This is a genomic window from Flavobacterium sp. PL02, assembly GCF_035013205.1.
Classification (GTDB): domain Bacteria; phylum Bacteroidota; class Bacteroidia; order Flavobacteriales; family Flavobacteriaceae; genus Flavobacterium.
The window spans coordinates 195,911-211,811 of record NZ_JAYGJP010000009.1; the positions used below are offsets into that span (position 1 = coordinate 195,911).

Sequence of the window (15,901 nt, forward strand, 5' to 3'; positions counted from 1 at the left end):
AAATCCGTCTTAAAATTTTTTACTCACAAACAAACTGCTTTAATTTTATCAACGATTACTTGGGCTAAACGCTCATGACTTTCGAATGTCCAACCTGCAATATGCGGTGTTAAAATTACTTTTCGACCATCTAATAAATACTGAAAAGCCTCGGGAGTATCTTTGTCCTGAAAAAGTGTTTCGAAAGATAATTTTTCATATTCTAAAACATCTAAACCAGCTCCAAGCACTTTCCCTGATTGCATTGCAGTAACTAAATCGGCGGTAACAATGTTCTTACCTCTTGAGGTGTTAATTATCCATAATGGCTTTTTGAATGCATTAATAAATGCTGTATCAACCATTTTATCTGTTTCTGGAGTCCACGGAATATGCAAACTCAATACATCGGTTTTTTCTTGAAGCTCTTTTAATGAAACCTGTTTAGCATTCTTATCTCCAACATTATCCTGAATATCATAACATAAAACTTCTACCTCAAAACCTCTAAGTTTTTTTGCAAATGCTTTACCCATATTACCATAACCTATAATCCCTACCGTTTTTCCGTCAAGTTCATAACCACGATTACTTTCTCGGTTCCATTGTCCCGAACGTATTTCGCTATCGGCAAGATTTAGTTTATTAAAAAGTGACAGAATCATTCCTAATGTATGCTCTGCAACTGCATTACAGTTTCCCTCGGGAGCAGCAATTAGTTCGATATCTTTAGAGAGAGCATAATCACAATCTATGCTTTCTAATCCCGCCCCAACACGTGCTATAAATTTTAAATTTATTGCTTTATCTATAAACTGTTTGTCGATTTTAAAACGACTTCTGATTACAATTCCCTGATAATCCTGAATTTTTGCTTCAATTTCTTCTTTAGTAGAAGTAAAATCGGCATGGTTTTCAAATCCAGCTTCCTGTAATTGTTCCCAAAGAATTGGGTGATTGCTATCGATATGTAAAACTTTAATTGGCATGAAATTAAGACTTAAATTAGATAAACAAAGTAACAAAAAAAATACGGGTTTTGGTTTTAACCAAAAGAATTCGCTAAGAAATGTGTAAATTCGCATAAAACGATTTTATGAAAACAATTGGATTGATTGGTGGCATGTCATGGGAAAGTTCTTCTTTATATTATCAAATAATAAATAGGAGTGTTCAAGAAAAACTTGGTGGTGTTCATTCCTGTAAATCCGTAATGTACTCAGTAGATTTTAATGAAATTGCAACTTTGCAAAAAGAAGGCAATTGGAATAAATTAGGAATATTAATGTCAGACGCGGCTCAACAACTAGAAAAAGCAGGAGCTGATTTTATCATATTATGCACAAACACAATGCATAAATTATCTGATGAAATAGAAAAAAGCGTATCAATTCCTTTAATTCATATTGTAGACGCAACTGCTGAGAAGATTAATGCAGAAAATTTTAGAAAAATAGGATTGTTAGGAACTTCATTTACAATGGAACAAGATTTTTTTAAAGGTCGCTTGCTCGACAAATATAAAATAGAAACTATAATCCCTAATCAAGAACAAAGAGTCGAAATTCATCGAATAATATATGAAGAATTGGTAAAAGGAATAATAAATACCGATTCAAGAACTATTCTTTTAGATATAATAACCGATTTAATAAGCCAAGGCGCGGAAGGAATTATATTAGGATGTACCGAAATTGAACTACTAATTACCAACGAATACACAGCAACCAAATTATTTAATACAGCAGCAATTCATGCGCAAAAAGCTGTAGAACTCGCACTGAAATAACAATATAAAATGAAATTAACAAAAACATTTAAGGCCTTTTTTCAAAGTGAAAAATCAGGAGGTCTGATTTTACTTTTCGTAACTATTCTTTCTCTTTTTTTAGCAAACTCTATTTTCCAAAACGATTATATTGCTTTTTGGGAAACTAACATTGGACATCATTCTATTACACATTGGATAAATGATGGTTTGATGACTATCTTCTTTCTTTTGATAGGATTAGAATTAGAACGCGAAATTTATCAAGGAGAATTAACCAGTATAAAAAATGCTTCATTACCAATTTTTGGTGCTTTGGGCGGAATGCTTATTCCTGCGGGAATATTTTTATTACTGAATTTTGGAACTGATACACAAAACGGAGCTGGAATCCCGATGGCAACCGACATTGCTTTTGCAATTGGAATTCTATCTCTTTTAGGAAACAAAGTTCCATCTTCTCTAAAAGTATTCCTTACTGCTCTTGCCGTAATCGATGATTTGGGTGCTATTGTAGTTATTGCGTTATTCTATACTACAACTATATCGTTCCTATACTTAGCTTTGGCTTTTGCTGTTTTAGGTGTGTTATTTATTTTTAATCGAATGAAAGTTCACAATCTCTATGTTTATTTAATTGGTGGAGTTATCATGTGGTATTTTATGCTAAATTCTGGAGTTCACGCTACAATAACAGGTGTTTTACTTGCTTTTGTAATTCCGTTTGGAGATGGAGGCAAGAAAACTTCTTCTTATAAACTACAGCACTTTTTACATAAACCAGTTGCGTTTTTTATCTTACCATTGTTTGCATTGGCAAATACGTGTATTGCTATAAACTCTGATTGGCATGAAGGTTTAAGTCATCCTAATACACTAGGAATTATTTTAGGATTAGTTGTTGGGAAACCTTTAGGAATAACTCTATTTGCTTTCTTAGGTGTTACATTAGGAATTTGTACGTTACCTAAAGAACTTAAATGGTCTTACGTTATAGGTGCAGGGATGCTGGGCGGAATTGGATTTACAATGTCCATATTTATAACCCTACTTGCTTTTAAAGATCCGGAAGTGATTAATTTTTCTAAAATAGCAATTTTGCTTGCTTCATTTATTGCAGGATTACTGGGATTCATCTGGCTAAAATTGACTTTAAAGAAACGTATCAAGAATACTTAAAAACAAAAAAGGACTTTCGGTTAAAACTGAAAGTCCTTTTTTTATAAAACACTATTTTTAAAACTATCCTTTAATTTGTTTTAAAGAAGTTTTGATTCCTTTAATTAGAGATGAACTAAAACCATTATGTTCCATTTCATTCAAACCAACAATTGTACAGCCTTGTGGTGTTGTTACGCGATCAATTAATTGTTCAGGATGTACTTTTTCCTCTAGCAACATTTTGGCTGCTCCTTTTACGGTTTGCGCCGCTATTGCTAATGCTGTTTGAGAATCAAATCCTATTTCGATTCCTGCTTGCATCGAAGCACGAATATATCGCAATGCATACGCTGTACCACAAGCTCCTAAAACAGTTGCTGCATCCATTAACTTTTCGTCAATAATTGGAGCTGTTCCTAAATCTTCAAATAAAGTTACAACTGGTAACGCTTGTGCTCTATCTTTTTCGGTAAATGAAATACATGTAGCCGATTCTCCAAATTGCGCTGCAATATTAGGCATAATTCGTACTACATGATGCTCCTGATTGGTTTTGTTTTGAAGCACATCAATAGCAAGACCACTTACTGCCGAAGCAATTGTTTTATTAAAAATCACAGGAAGGATTTCTGTCAAAACCGTATCAACCTGATATGGCTTTATAGTCAGGATAACAAGATCTGCTTCTTGTATATTATGTTTATTATCTGATGAAACTGTAATTCCTAATTCTTGCAAATACAAGATACTAGCTGTATTTCTTCTGGTAATTGTAACTTGATTATTCTTTGAGAATTTTGCAATCCCTAAGGCTATAGAAACCCCAAGGTTTCCTCCTCCTATTATGTGTACTTTCATTCTGGTTGTAATTTATAGTTTTTTGGTTGTTTTGGTTTAATAGATTTGAGTCTTAAAAAGACTCTAAGAGCATGAAATATAGTGGTTAAGTATATTTAAATTCATGCTTTTATTTTTATAATAACTTGCCTTTTAATAATATGGATGCAATTGTAAAGTAAATAACTAATCCCGTTACATCAACTAATGTTGCTACAAATGGTGCAGATGAAGTTGCTGGATCCAGCTTAAGTTTCTTTAGCATGAATGGTATCATCGACCCAGATAGTGTTCCCCACAATACAATAAATAATAAAGAAAAAGAAACCGTTAGTGCAACAAAAAACCAATGGATTCCATATTCATACAATCCTGTTTTTTGCCATATCATGATTCTTATAAAACCAACAATACCTAATATAGAACCCAATAAAAAACCTGATGCAATTTCTTTTTTCATTACATACCACCAGTCTTTTAGTGTTAACTCTTTTAAGGCCATTGCACGAATAATAAGTGTTGCAGCTTGTGATCCCGAATTACCTCCACTAGAAATAATAAGCGGAACAAATAAAGCCAAGACAACAGCTTTCTCTATTTCTCCTTCAAAAAAGCCCATTGCAGATGCAGTAAACATTTCTCCAATAAACAGAACCACCAACCAGGTAGCTCTTTTTTTAACCATTTCAAAAAGAGTAGTTTCTACATACGGTAATTCAAGAGCTTCCAAACCCCCAAATTTCTGAATGTCCTCGGTATCCCTTTTTTCTATTTCATCTCTTATGACATCGATAACATCATCAATCGTAATGCGACCTACCAAACGTCCCAGTTCATCTACAACCGGAATTGCTTCCAAGTCATATTTTTCCATGATACGCCCTACTTCAACATCGGGAGTTTCTACATCTACATAATGTAATTTCTTAATGTAAACCTCACTAACAGGAGTTCGTGTAGAAGTGGTTAATAAATCCTTAAGCGACAAACGTCCTTTTAATCTATCTTCATCATCGACTACATAAATCGAATGTACTCTTGAAATATTTTCTGCCTGAATTCGCATTTCTTTCACACAAGTAAGCACATTCCAATTTTCATTGACTTTTACCAACTCTTTGTGCATGATTCCCCCTGCAGTATTCTCGGCGTAACGTAATAAATCTACAATGCCTTTAGCATGTTCTACGTCCTGAAGTTCAGATATTACTTCGGCTTTTCTATCTTTCGATAATTCACCAATAATATCAGCAGCATCATTTGTTTCTAATTCATCAAGCTCCTCGGCAATCTCTTTTGGCGAAAGCCTGCTTAATATATTCTCACGCAAATCATCTTCCAATTCCAGAAGAATCTCAGCGGTTTTTTCGCTATCTAATACTTTAAATATGTAAGTTGCTTTATCAAAATCCAGTTCATCCAGGATTTCGGCAATATCAGCATGGTGAATATCATTCAATAAAACTTCCAATTGCTTGTCGTTTTTACTCTGAATGAGTGTTTCTAATTCTTGTATTAGACCTTTGCTGATTTTAAACTCCATCGGCTTCTATTTTCTGAGTTAATGCTATAAATTCTGCCACGTTTAGTTGTTCCGGGCGTAAATCAAAGATAGTGTCTTCTCTTAACTTGTCTGATAAATTTAATGTTTTCAAACTGTTACGTAACGTTTTCCTACGTTGCTGGAAAGCTGTTTTCACTACTGTAAAGAATAACTTTTCGCCGCAAGGCAAACTGTAATCTTCTTTTCGGGTCATTTTCATAACTCCCGATTTTACTTTGGGGGGCGGAATAAATACATTCTCATCTACCGTAAACAAGTATTCGGTATCATAAAAAGCCTGTGCCAAAACCGATAGTATCCCATAAGCTTTAGACCCTTTCTTTTCACAAATACGTTGTGCTACTTCTTTTTGAAACATTCCAGAAAATTCTGGAATCTGATCACGATATTCTAATGTTTTAAAAACAATCTGAGTAGAAATATTATATGGGAAATTCCCAATTATAGCAAATTGTTTTTTCTCAAAAACTTCATTTATATCATACTTCAAAAAATCCTTTGAAATAATTTTATCTTTTAATTTTGGATAATTCTCATCTAGATAAGTTACCGATTCAGTATCAATTTCGATAACATAGGTATTGATTGGCTTTTCTAACAAGTATTTGGTTAACACACCCATTCCTGGTCCAATTTCCAGAACCTCGTCATATCCTTTTAAACTTAACGTATCTGCTATTGCCTTAGCGATGCTTTCATCCTTAAGGAAATGCTGTCCGAGATGTTTTTTGGCTTTTACTTTTTCCATTTATTTTAGATTATCAGATTGTTAGATTATTGAGTTTTTTGAAATATCAATCCACTCAAATATCAAATAATCTATTTTTTATTAATTTCCCGAAGTTGTTGAATATCTAGTAAATCCTTAGCTCTATTCGCTTTAATTTTACTTGTAATCAAGTCTTCTAAAGATAAAACATTCCATCTTAAAAATGTTTTGTCATTTACAGTTACTTCCTCACTGTCATTGTAAGCTTCTTCAAAAGTTTTATTTACCGAAAATTTGGTAATTAATTCTAAATCTAAATCAATTGGAGAAAATTTCACTGAAATATTCTGTTCTTGTTTTTTTACATTTTCAGGGAAATCAGTAATTTCATACCCCATCTCATTGAAAACAACAACTAATTTTTTAAAATTTTCATCTGTTGTTTCTATCCAAAAATCAACATCTGCTGAATGTCTTTGATAACCATGGAAGTTAACGGCTCCCCCACCAACCATAAGCATTCGAACTTGATGTTTGTTAGCTAAAGTAATGAACTCGTTAATGTTTTGATCCCACAATTTTAGCATCCTACTTTGATTTTATAACAATCAGAAAATTATCTTTATTCTTATCTTCTTTATTCTTAACAGGAAACTTGCTCACACGTTCCATCAAACGAAAAAAGCTATATACCCTTTCCGTTTTAGACAACTTCAAGAAATCCTCTTGTTGTTGTTTATTGCTCTGTTCCTTAGTTTGAAATTTAATTTCCATTTATATTTTCAGATTGTTAGACTCTCCAAAATATCAAATAATCTATTTAATGCTCCGAGATAAACTCTAATTCTGTTCTAAAAGAAAGCATTTTATCTGCAAATAATCGCAATGCTTCCTGACTGAAAGCTGGCTCGTCTTCAAGGTAATATTTCTCTAACGTTTCCTTACTATCAGTAACATATTGAACAGAATAAGTAATCCCGCCCATTTCTTCATCTACTAAAACTTTTACTATTCTTGCAGATGAAAATTTTCCTGTTGCTAAAATTTCAGGAATATGTTTTTGTTGCATCCAATTTAACCATTGGTTATGCACACTTTCATGTATGTTTGTGGTGATGTTGTAAATAATCATTTTTATCTGTTTAATCGTTTTTTCGGTTAATCGGTTAAACGAATAACCAATTAAACCTAGCTATAAATTGGTATCGCCTCGCAATTCCCTGTATCTCTTTCTGGCATCTACAAAATAAATACTATCCTGATGGTTAAAAATTACTTTCTCATATAAGGCTTTTGCCTTTTCAAAATCCTGTAATTTCTTATTGTAAATTTCTGCCGAAAAGAACAATGCTTCATCAATATAGATTCCGTCACTATGTTGATCGATAATCAATTGGTATTGACTTAAAGCCGAATTATAATCGCCTAAGTCTTCGTAAATTTGTCCTAATCGCAGCAAAGTTACGGCTTCTATTTCTTGTCCTTTAAAAGTTTTTAATATATTTTGAAATTGAGCTATCGCATCTTGATTTCTATTTTGATATATAAGATAGTCTCCCTTTGCAAATTGCTTCAAAGCCGTTTGTGTAGAATCGGCAACTGTATTATCATTTATCAATAAAAAATACTCCAAAGCATCATTTGCAATCAACTGTGTATTAGCCGATTTCAACTCTTTAAACTGTTTTAAAGCCCATACAAAATCAGTTTTAAAATAACTCGTTTTGGCAGCTTTTAAACTCGCTTCATGTGCCATAACATCGTTTTTAAGATCCAATTCTATTTGTGAATAATACAATAACGCCTGATTAAATTTTTCTTCAAAAAGCAAAACATCTGCTAATTCCATTTTAGCCTCTGCTTTTTGATAATCATTCAGTTGTAATTCGAGTGCATTCTTAACAATCGTTTTTGCTTCTTCCGATTTTTTTAAATCAAAAGCCAAAAAATGTGCTTGAATTAATTGCAAAGATAAGGTAAAAGGACTTATGCCGTAAGTTGTTAGCAATTCTTGGAGTCCTGTATTAATTGCCGGATATTCTTTTTCGGTTGCTTTGTCAATTTTTATTTTATACAAATAGGTATTTGCCTGTACAAGCAAACTCAAATCTTTTGTATTCTCCAGAACAAAAGCTAAAATCTCCTGAGCAGCTTCGGGATCTTCATCATCAATCGCAAACTGAGCCAAATTAACAATACTCGAAAGTGATTCAGGATCACGTTTGTAAATGGCTTTTTCCTGAATAAATGCTTTTGCAAACTCTTTTTGTTGTACATAAAACCAACTCAAATAATGATTCCAAAAAACATCTTGGTCTTTTTGAGTTCTTAAAATAAGAGCTTTCCGTAATGCGTCATTGAAACTTGTATCGGCAGCATCTGCCATAAACCTTGATAACTGACTCTGAATTAATGGAGTGTTCTGTTGATTTTCATTAGATTCTGTCAACAAAGTTTCAATCATCATATCAGTCTTACCCATTTGTCCGTAGAGCAAACCAATCTGAAAATTAAAATTAAAACTAGGCTGAATTTTGGATGCCATTTGATACGCTTTTAAAGCATATTCCAATAACACTTTTTTCTCAAAAGAATTGGCAATACCAAATACCTCATTAGGATTTGTAGAGATTTTATCTAAAGCCTGGTCATAGTAGTTTTTGGCTTTAGCATCATTTTTTTGTAATTGAAAATTATATCCCAGTTCAATTAAAATAGTACCTTGTTTGTACTTATTAAATCGATTTTGGATAATTTTTTCGGCTACATCAAACTGTTGTAGTTGCTGATAACAATCAATAGTTCGATAAAAATATTGTGTGTTCGAAGGATTAGTATCCAACAATTCCTGATAGCTGATTTTTGCTTTTTCAAAATCACCTTTATCGTAATAATATTGCGCTAATTGTTCATTTTGAGCAAATGTAAATAGCGAGAATGATAAAGTAATAAATAGAAAGAGCTTTTTCATCTTCGGTTTTTAGTTACAGTTTTAGTATTCAGTCTCAGTGACAGTTTTCAGTTTCCAAACTGGACTGAAAACTGCAACCGAATACTGTTTACTAAAAGATTAGTCTATAATATCAAACCCACAGTATGGTCGTAATACTTCTGGAATTACGATTCCCTCTGGTGTTTGGTAATTTTCAAGAATTCCTGCAAGTACTCTTGGCAAAGCCAATGAACTTCCGTTTAATGTATGAGCCAATTGATTTTTTCCGTCTTTATCTTTAAAACGTAATTTCAAACGGTTCGCTTGAAAAGTTTCGAAGTTAGAAACTGAACTAATCTCTAACCAACGATCTTGTGCTGTAGAGAAAACTTCAAAGTCATATGTCAATGCTGCTGTAAAACCCATATCACCACCACACAAACGTAAAATTCGGTATGGTAACTTTAATTCTTGCAAAATAGTTTTCACATGCTCCACCATTCCGTCAAGCGCTTTATATGAATTATCCGGATGCTCAACACGTACAATTTCTACTTTGTCAAATTGGTGCAAACGGTTTAATCCACGTACGTGAGCTCCATAAGAACCCGCCTCACGACGGAAACAAGGCGTATATGCTGTATGTAAAACAGGCAATTCGCTTTCGCTCAAAATAACATCACGGAATAAATTTGTAACAGGAACTTCGGCAGTTGGGATTAAGTATAAATCGTCAATAGTCGAATGATACATTTGTCCTTCTTTGTCTGGCAACTGTCCTGTTCCATATCCTGAAGCTTCATTTACTAAATGCGGAACTTGCACTTCATTATATCCTGCGGCAGTATTTTTATCTAAAAAATAATTGATTAAAGCACGTTGTAATCTAGCACCTTTTCCTTTATAAACAGGAAATCCAGCACCAGCTATTTTTACACCAAGCTCAAAATCGATAATATCATATTTTTTTACCAAATCCCAATGTGGTTGTGCACCTTCATGCAAAACTGGAATTTCACCCTCTTCAAAAACATTCAAATTGTCTTCTGGAGTTTTCCCTGCTGGTACAATATCAGCTGGAAGGTTTGGCAATGCGTATAGTTTTTGAGTTAAATCCTGAGCCAAAACATCAGCTTTGTCTGCTAACTCTTTACTTTTTTCTTTTAATACAACTGTTTTCTCTTTTAAGATTGCGGCTTTAGATTTTTCACCCGCTTTCATCAATTCGCCAATATCTTTGGATAATTTATTAGATTCAGACAAAATGTTATCCAACTCAACTTGAGTTGCACGACGTTTTTCATCTAGTTGCACCACTTCTTCAACAGCGCTTTTGGCATCGATATTTCGTTTTGCCAAAGCTGTGATTACTTTTTCCTGATTTTCTCTAATAAATGCGATTTGTAACATAGCTTAAATTTTGTAACTATTGTATATTTATATATTAAGGAAGCAAATTTAAGGAAATGTTTGCTAAGAATGGGACAAAGTTTATAGGGAAAGGTAATTTCTTACTTATAAAAAAATATTATTCCACAAACTGTTGTCCTCCTGAGCGGAGTCAAAGAATCACAAAGTTGCACAAAGGCGACACAAAGACTCCCAAAAGTTTAATTAAATAGAAATAAATACAATACTTTGTCCTCCTGAGTAGAGCTTAAGTATCAAATAGTTATCAAATATAATTCTGATAACTTTACAATATCATTGTTCTCTAATCCCTCTTTCTTCTTGCATCTTAAATCTTCTGTCTCTCTTCTCACAAACTCCCTTTCACACAAACCCAACCTTTGAACCTTTGCTACTCCGAACCTAAAAACCTTCTTTTAAGCCCTTTTAATTTCATGACCCACAAATTCTTCCAGAGTAGCAAACATATCATCTACCGAAAGAACTTCTAAATCAGGATGTGATTTTAAAAAATTAGCGTTCAACGTAACCAGGTTTTCTTCTATTTCATAAAAAGTATCATTATTCAGCAAATCTCTTATTGGGTTTACACCTTCTAATTTTCCTTTAAGGAATTTATTAAGTTTTACACTGCTCATTAATTTTACTTTTTTGCTTTGTTGTTGGAATAATTCCAAGTGTTTTTCGGCACCAAGCAAAGCCAAACCTTCTTCGATTAACTCATTTAACTCAGCATTCCAACTCGAATTATATACAAATTGAGCAAAATTTCCCTCTGTACATTGCGAAGTATAATAATCTAAATAATAACTCATCAAAGCATCCTCATGAATCAAGTCATCATCAATACCTTCCTCACGCATTAAGTTAATTACCGAAATATTAGAGTGAATTATATCTTGAAGATTCTCACTATTCATTGCCGTTTCAGAAACTATTATTCTACCGAATTCCATCTTGTTTTATATTTAGATTTTGTTTTGCAAATTTCAGTTAAATTAAACCAGAAAAGAAATACAATCTGATTTATATCCCATCTAATCCGTCCTTACCCATTTTTTCATTCATTTTTGTAACCAAAGCTTTCAAACGTAATGCTTTTGCTTTTTTCTCCTCCTGAAGTTTAGTCTTTTTTCGGTTTAGCAATTTGGTATGCAAAGCCTTGTTTTTGGTATTTTTTTCAGGTCCTTTTGCCATGATTTCTATGCTTATTTAATTCCGCTTACAAAGATATGAAACTGAATGGGAATAATTTACTGGGCGTTTCCCTCCGGGTCGGGCTATTCACTACAAGTCCTCGCACTTCCTCCGTCAGGCTGTGGGCTATCCGCTGCTATCCCTAACGCAAACCCATTTTCATAAGAAATATAAATTCACAATATTATTATGTAACAAAAAACACTATTTTAGCATTGAATTAAAATTATTCATCGCCCAAATTCTATTAAAATATTATACCTATGAAAAAATTTTTTATTGCAGCTATTTCACTTTTATCCTTCTCAATGTATTCTCAAAGTCGATATGAACTACAAGATAAAGGAACAGAAAGGCTCTATCTTTCAGATACTATTATACAAATGGCTACTAATAAAGTTATTACAAATGAGCCAATCCTTATTGTAGATGGAGTAACATATACTTATCAAGACTTAGAAAAAAAGAAACTTACATTTTCAAAAAATCAAATTCTAAAGATTACAACTGTTGACAGACAAAAAGCAATTAGTCTTTATGGAGATACTGAGGGAGTAGGCGTTTTAATTATAAAAACAGTTAACGCTTCATATTAAAACCTCATGCCAAAAATACATCATTTAAACTGTGTTAAAATTGTTTCACCAGTTAACGATAATGTCTGTGGACATTGCCTATTGATTGAAGAGAATGATAAACTCATTTTAATTGATACTGGCATTGGACTTTTAGACATCCAAAAACCATTAGAAAGAATCGGCCAACAACTTATAGATATTGTTGGCTATAGCTTTAACGAAAATCAAACCGCCATAAGGCAAATCGAGAAATTAGGACTTAACCCTGAAAAAGTTACTGATTGCGTTATTTCCCATCTCGATAACGACCACATAGGAGGCCTTGCCGATTTCCCTAATGCAAAAGTTCACGTAGGAATCGAAGAATATGAAAACTTCAATTCAGGAAATCCAAGATACTTAAAAACACCATTAGCACATAATCCAACGATTAAAACTTATGGAAAATCCGACTTTAATTGGTTCGGATTTGAAGCTAGAAAAGTCATTACAAATACCGAAACAGAAATTTTTCTTATTCCTCTTTTCGGACATACTTCAGGACATTGTGGTGTAGTAATAAAAACAGACAACAAATGGATGTTTTACATTGCAGACGCATATTACATGAGACTAGAACTTAATGATAATGAGCATCCCGTAAATCAGTTAGCCAAAATGAGGGCAGACAACAATGATTTAAGATTAAACAGTTTAGATAAAATAAGAAATTTAATAAATGAGCATCCTGAAATAGCAGTTTTTGGATATCATGACATCGAAGAGTTTAAACTTTACGAGAACTAAGCTAGCAAAACAAGATAACATCTTAAATACTTTCAATCAGAATACAAGAATTATATCTGTTCTAAAAAAATTATATAACATTGATTTAAATGGACACTCGAAAAATCAAATTAGTAGACTATGAAAATGTTGGTGATTTTAAGATTCAGCTTCTTCGTAAATTAAATCTATTCGACTCCAATAAAAATTGTGAAAGTGAATTTTACGAAAGAATTCAGAATTATCTAAATAGAAACAGTCAACTAATAATTGAAATTTCTATCTCTAAAACTGAACCTATCAAATAAAATCTACACTAAAATATTAAGAAAGTTAACAGCACAAGAAATACCCGAAAATTATCCATTAAATGCTTCTAATATGAAAACACAAGCTTATTTTAGAGAAATAAGCGGAGAAGAATTTAACTTACTTAAATTGAAAGCAGAAAATGATAGTATCCTAGAAGTAAATTCTTTCATGACTGAATTTGAAAAAATCAACGACTTCAGTAATTTAAAAATAAGTATTAAACAATAGATCTGGGCTGTCAAAATCTCATATAAACTTTACAGTATTCTGTTTTAAATTAGTACATATTTCAAACCACATAACATTAAATCTAATACTAAATTGAACGCTTTTAATTGGATAAACAATCAAAACTCAGAATTTGAAAAAGCATTCTCATATCTTAAAAGAATGGGGAATTTAACTCCAAGTGCTGAAAAAACTTTTGAATTATTAAAAGAATTAAATTCTGAAACTCCCGATTTACGATCTAATGTTTTAATCTCCGAATTCAATAAAATCCAATATCACTCAAATACTTATAGTTATTTTTACTTCTATTTTCCTATAGTTACTCATATTTTATACTACAAACCGAAATATGAAAAGGATATTTTAAAATATTTAGTCGGTCCAAATTTTGCAAATGGAACATCAGATGTCCATGAAATGATTTCGATGATTACAGAAATCATGAAATTTAAACTTAACGAAGACAAATATTATTTGACTAGAGAAAGCCAGTTTTGGGTTACAAATGAACTTCCTAAACTCGAAAAACAAGTTCAACGAGAAATAGACATTTGCTGGAAAGAATTAGACGAATAAATCTACTAGATATAAATTATTATAATTGTATTTTTAACAAGCGAACATATCAAAAAAATAAGCATTTAAAAATATAAATAATGATGGGAAGAATAGCATTAGAATACTATGTTTTAGATGTATTCTCTAATACAAGTTACAAAGGAAACCCTTTGTCTGTCGTTTTTACTGATGGAAATTTAGATTTAGAAGTTTATCAAAATATTGCAAAGGAATTTGGTTATTCCGAGACTTCATTTGTTTATTATTCTAAAGTACAAAAGGCTCTTAATGTTCGTTCTTTTACTCCAATAGGCTTTGAGATAGACGGAGCTGGACACAATTTATTAGGTGCCGTTTGTGGCGCATTACTAAAAAAAATACCAATATTTGATGAGCAAGATGAAAACAATCGTTTTGTAATCATGAAAAATGCCCCGATACGAGTAACAGCAAGTTTTGATTCAGTCACACAATATCCTATTGTACAAATGCATCAAAAACAAGCTATTATAAAACACCAAGTCCCTACTTATAAAATAGCAATAGCATTAGGTTTAAAAATAGAAGATTTAGAAGTTAATATGCTCGTTCCAACTGTGGTACAAACAGAAGTTTCTCACGTAATGGTTCCGATTAGAAATAGCCAATTATTAAACGGCTGTACTCCTGACAACAAACTTTTAATCGAAATTTCAAAAGAACATCAATTTGAAGGTTTTTATTGTTTTACTATTACTGATGAAGATCAAGATAATATTGTTGAAGCCAGATTTTTCAATCCAATAATCGGAATAGAAGAAGATGCTGCCACTGGAACTGCTGCAGGCCCTCTAATCGGTTTTTTGACAAAAAACAAGTATACACAACCAAACAAAGAATATAAGATTCTACAAGGCGTAAAATTAAATCAATCCTCAATAATAGAAGTAATGAGTAGACAAAGTGATATTTTAGTTGGTGGATCTTCAGCTATAACAATGCGTGGCGAACTTTATATTTAGATAAAATCAAACCAGATTAGATTTCTTTTTAATTCTTTCCTACAACTACCAACATAGCCACTACATGGAGATTATAATAAAAACAATAACATTTATATCAATAATAACTTTAATCGTTTTACCAATTCTTATATTAAATAAAATATATAAACGAAATACTAAAAACATATTCATCATATACTTAATCACCAGCATCATAACAACTTTCATTCTCGTTTTAATTGTAGGATGGTGGGGAAGCTTTTCAAATGAGATTCTACTTTCTTATTATGGATTTGATTTTGATGCTATGAACGATATTGAAAGATTTAAAAATGTAGCTCTAGAAAATTTAGATAAAGCAAAAGAACTAGAGAAAAATACACTTGGAATTGGTTGGCCACTTAAAGCTTTTATGTTTTTTCTAATTTACTCACCATATCTATTAATTGTATACATCTCAACTTATTTTTATAGAAAAAATAGCAAGCAGGAGTTAGCAGCAAAATAAATTTTGTTTACTTTAAATTTATATCTATTAGAACCAATTTCATTACTACAACACTTAGATTAATAAAATTAAGGGGTAAGATTTAAATTTTATTCTCCATAAACGCGCTAAAATTATACCGCAAAGCTTCACAAAGTTTACACGGAGTCTCGCAAAGATTTTTTACTAGTAAAACTTAAAATAGTTTCTCAGAAATTGCCAGACACTAAGCTCTTTTAGCATAAACAATACTTCAGGTTTTAACCGCAAAGACAGGAAAGAGAAAAAACACAAAGGTCCACAAAGCGGATCAAGAACAAAACCTGGGGAGGAATGTCAAAATAAAATAAGAACTTTGTAATCTAAGAATTTGAGATGACTCCTATAGACCTTTTAAAATTTATGCTGCCTGATTTTTTAGTAGAACACT

The 15,901-nt window shown here is 32.1% G+C and carries 19 protein-coding genes; 9 read left to right on the forward strand and 10 right to left on the reverse strand.

Going from position 1 to position 15,901, the window contains the following annotated elements; all coding sequences use genetic code 11:
• Nucleotides 1-23 precede the first annotated feature (23 nt).
• Nucleotides 24-968, reverse strand: coding sequence for a 2-hydroxyacid dehydrogenase (locus SHI72_RS20280; RefSeq protein ID WP_323491197.1), 945 nt, complete (start codon nucleotides 966-968; stop codon nucleotides 24-26).
• A 107-nt stretch (nucleotides 969-1,075) separates the two neighbouring features.
• Between SHI72_RS20280 and SHI72_RS20285 the strand changes: the two genes are divergently transcribed.
• Together SHI72_RS20285 and nhaA are read left to right on the forward strand one after the other, a co-directional pair.
• Entirely contained in the window at nucleotides 1,076-1,768 is a 693-nt protein-coding gene (locus tag SHI72_RS20285; protein WP_323491198.1) for an aspartate/glutamate racemase family protein, read from the forward strand.
• Between the two features lie 9 nt (nucleotides 1,769-1,777).
• Nucleotides 1,778-2,926 (forward strand): Na+/H+ antiporter NhaA, encoded by a 1,149-nt coding sequence (gene nhaA / locus SHI72_RS20290; RefSeq protein WP_323491199.1) that lies wholly within the window; start codon nucleotides 1,778-1,780, stop codon nucleotides 2,924-2,926.
• A 63-nt stretch (nucleotides 2,927-2,989) separates the two neighbouring features.
• Here nhaA and proC read toward each other — a convergent pair whose 3' ends face one another.
• The 9 genes from proC to SHI72_RS20335 form a co-directional block, all read right to left on the reverse strand.
• Nucleotides 2,990-3,766, reverse strand: a complete 777-nt coding sequence (gene proC, locus SHI72_RS20295; protein WP_039116562.1) for a pyrroline-5-carboxylate reductase — start codon at nucleotides 3,764-3,766, stop codon at nucleotides 2,990-2,992.
• A 115-nt stretch (nucleotides 3,767-3,881) separates the two neighbouring features.
• Nucleotides 3,882-5,288 (reverse strand): magnesium transporter, encoded by a 1,407-nt coding sequence (gene mgtE / locus SHI72_RS20300; protein WP_039118128.1) that lies wholly within the window; start codon nucleotides 5,286-5,288, stop codon nucleotides 3,882-3,884.
• Nucleotides 5,278-6,057: a 16S rRNA (adenine(1518)-N(6)/adenine(1519)-N(6))-dimethyltransferase RsmA gene (rsmA, locus tag SHI72_RS20305; RefSeq protein ID WP_086895766.1), complete on the reverse strand. Its 780-nt coding sequence runs from the start codon at nucleotides 6,055-6,057 to the stop codon at nucleotides 5,278-5,280. Before rsmA ends, mgtE begins: the two co-directional genes overlap by 11 nt.
• Before the next feature lie 71 nt (nucleotides 6,058-6,128).
• Complete coding sequence (locus SHI72_RS20310) at nucleotides 6,129-6,605, reverse strand: nucleotidyl transferase AbiEii/AbiGii toxin family protein (protein ID WP_039118127.1); 477 nt, start codon at nucleotides 6,603-6,605, stop codon at nucleotides 6,129-6,131.
• A 233-nt stretch (nucleotides 6,606-6,838) separates the two neighbouring features.
• On the reverse strand, nucleotides 6,839-7,150 hold the full coding sequence (locus tag SHI72_RS20315) for a DUF4286 family protein (protein ID WP_039116568.1): 312 nt from the start codon (nucleotides 7,148-7,150) through the stop codon (nucleotides 6,839-6,841).
• 60 nt (nucleotides 7,151-7,210) lie between these two features.
• Nucleotides 7,211-8,989, reverse strand: coding sequence for a tetratricopeptide repeat protein (locus SHI72_RS20320; protein WP_323491200.1), 1,779 nt, complete (start codon nucleotides 8,987-8,989; stop codon nucleotides 7,211-7,213).
• Nucleotides 8,990-9,088: 99 nt separating this feature from the next.
• Nucleotides 9,089-10,360: a serine--tRNA ligase gene (gene serS, locus SHI72_RS20325; RefSeq protein ID WP_039118123.1), complete on the reverse strand. Its 1,272-nt coding sequence runs from the start codon at nucleotides 10,358-10,360 to the stop codon at nucleotides 9,089-9,091.
• A 416-nt stretch (nucleotides 10,361-10,776) separates the two neighbouring features.
• A complete protein-coding gene (locus SHI72_RS20330) occupies nucleotides 10,777-11,316 on the reverse strand; it encodes a DUF4375 domain-containing protein (RefSeq protein WP_039118122.1) in 540 nt (179 codons plus the stop codon).
• A gap of 70 nt (nucleotides 11,317-11,386) precedes the next feature.
• Nucleotides 11,387-11,557, reverse strand: coding sequence for a hypothetical protein (locus SHI72_RS20335; protein WP_165572136.1), 171 nt, complete (start codon nucleotides 11,555-11,557; stop codon nucleotides 11,387-11,389).
• A 263-nt stretch (nucleotides 11,558-11,820) separates the two neighbouring features.
• Between SHI72_RS20335 and SHI72_RS20340 the strand changes: the two genes are divergently transcribed.
• The 7 genes from SHI72_RS20340 to SHI72_RS20370 all read left to right on the forward strand — a co-directional run bounded on the left by SHI72_RS20340 (nucleotide 11,821) and on the right by SHI72_RS20370 (nucleotide 15,492).
• Nucleotides 11,821-12,153 carry a hypothetical protein gene (locus SHI72_RS20340; protein WP_323491201.1) on the forward strand — a complete coding sequence of 111 codons (333 nt, stop codon included), beginning with the start codon at nucleotides 11,821-11,823 and terminating at the stop codon, nucleotides 12,151-12,153.
• 6 nt (nucleotides 12,154-12,159) lie between these two features.
• The gene (locus tag SHI72_RS20345; protein ID WP_323491202.1) at nucleotides 12,160-12,921 is read left to right on the forward strand and encodes an MBL fold metallo-hydrolase; all 762 of its coding nucleotides are present in this window, start codon (nucleotides 12,160-12,162) and stop codon (nucleotides 12,919-12,921) included.
• Nucleotides 12,922-13,010: 89 nt separating this feature from the next.
• The gene (locus SHI72_RS20350) at nucleotides 13,011-13,208 is read left to right on the forward strand and encodes a hypothetical protein (RefSeq protein WP_323491203.1); all 198 of its coding nucleotides are present in this window, start codon (nucleotides 13,011-13,013) and stop codon (nucleotides 13,206-13,208) included.
• 73 nt (nucleotides 13,209-13,281) lie between these two features.
• Nucleotides 13,282-13,440, forward strand: a complete 159-nt coding sequence (locus SHI72_RS20355) for a hypothetical protein (RefSeq protein WP_323491204.1) — start codon at nucleotides 13,282-13,284, stop codon at nucleotides 13,438-13,440.
• A gap of 93 nt (nucleotides 13,441-13,533) precedes the next feature.
• Nucleotides 13,534-14,019 carry a hypothetical protein gene (locus SHI72_RS20360; RefSeq protein WP_323491205.1) on the forward strand — a complete coding sequence of 162 codons (486 nt, stop codon included), beginning with the start codon at nucleotides 13,534-13,536 and terminating at the stop codon, nucleotides 14,017-14,019.
• A gap of 80 nt (nucleotides 14,020-14,099) precedes the next feature.
• Complete coding sequence (locus tag SHI72_RS20365) at nucleotides 14,100-15,002, forward strand: PhzF family phenazine biosynthesis protein (protein ID WP_323491206.1); 903 nt, start codon at nucleotides 14,100-14,102, stop codon at nucleotides 15,000-15,002.
• Between the two features lie 64 nt (nucleotides 15,003-15,066).
• Nucleotides 15,067-15,492: a hypothetical protein gene (locus tag SHI72_RS20370; protein WP_323491207.1), complete on the forward strand. Its 426-nt coding sequence runs from the start codon at nucleotides 15,067-15,069 to the stop codon at nucleotides 15,490-15,492.
• Nucleotides 15,493-15,901 lie beyond the last annotated feature (409 nt).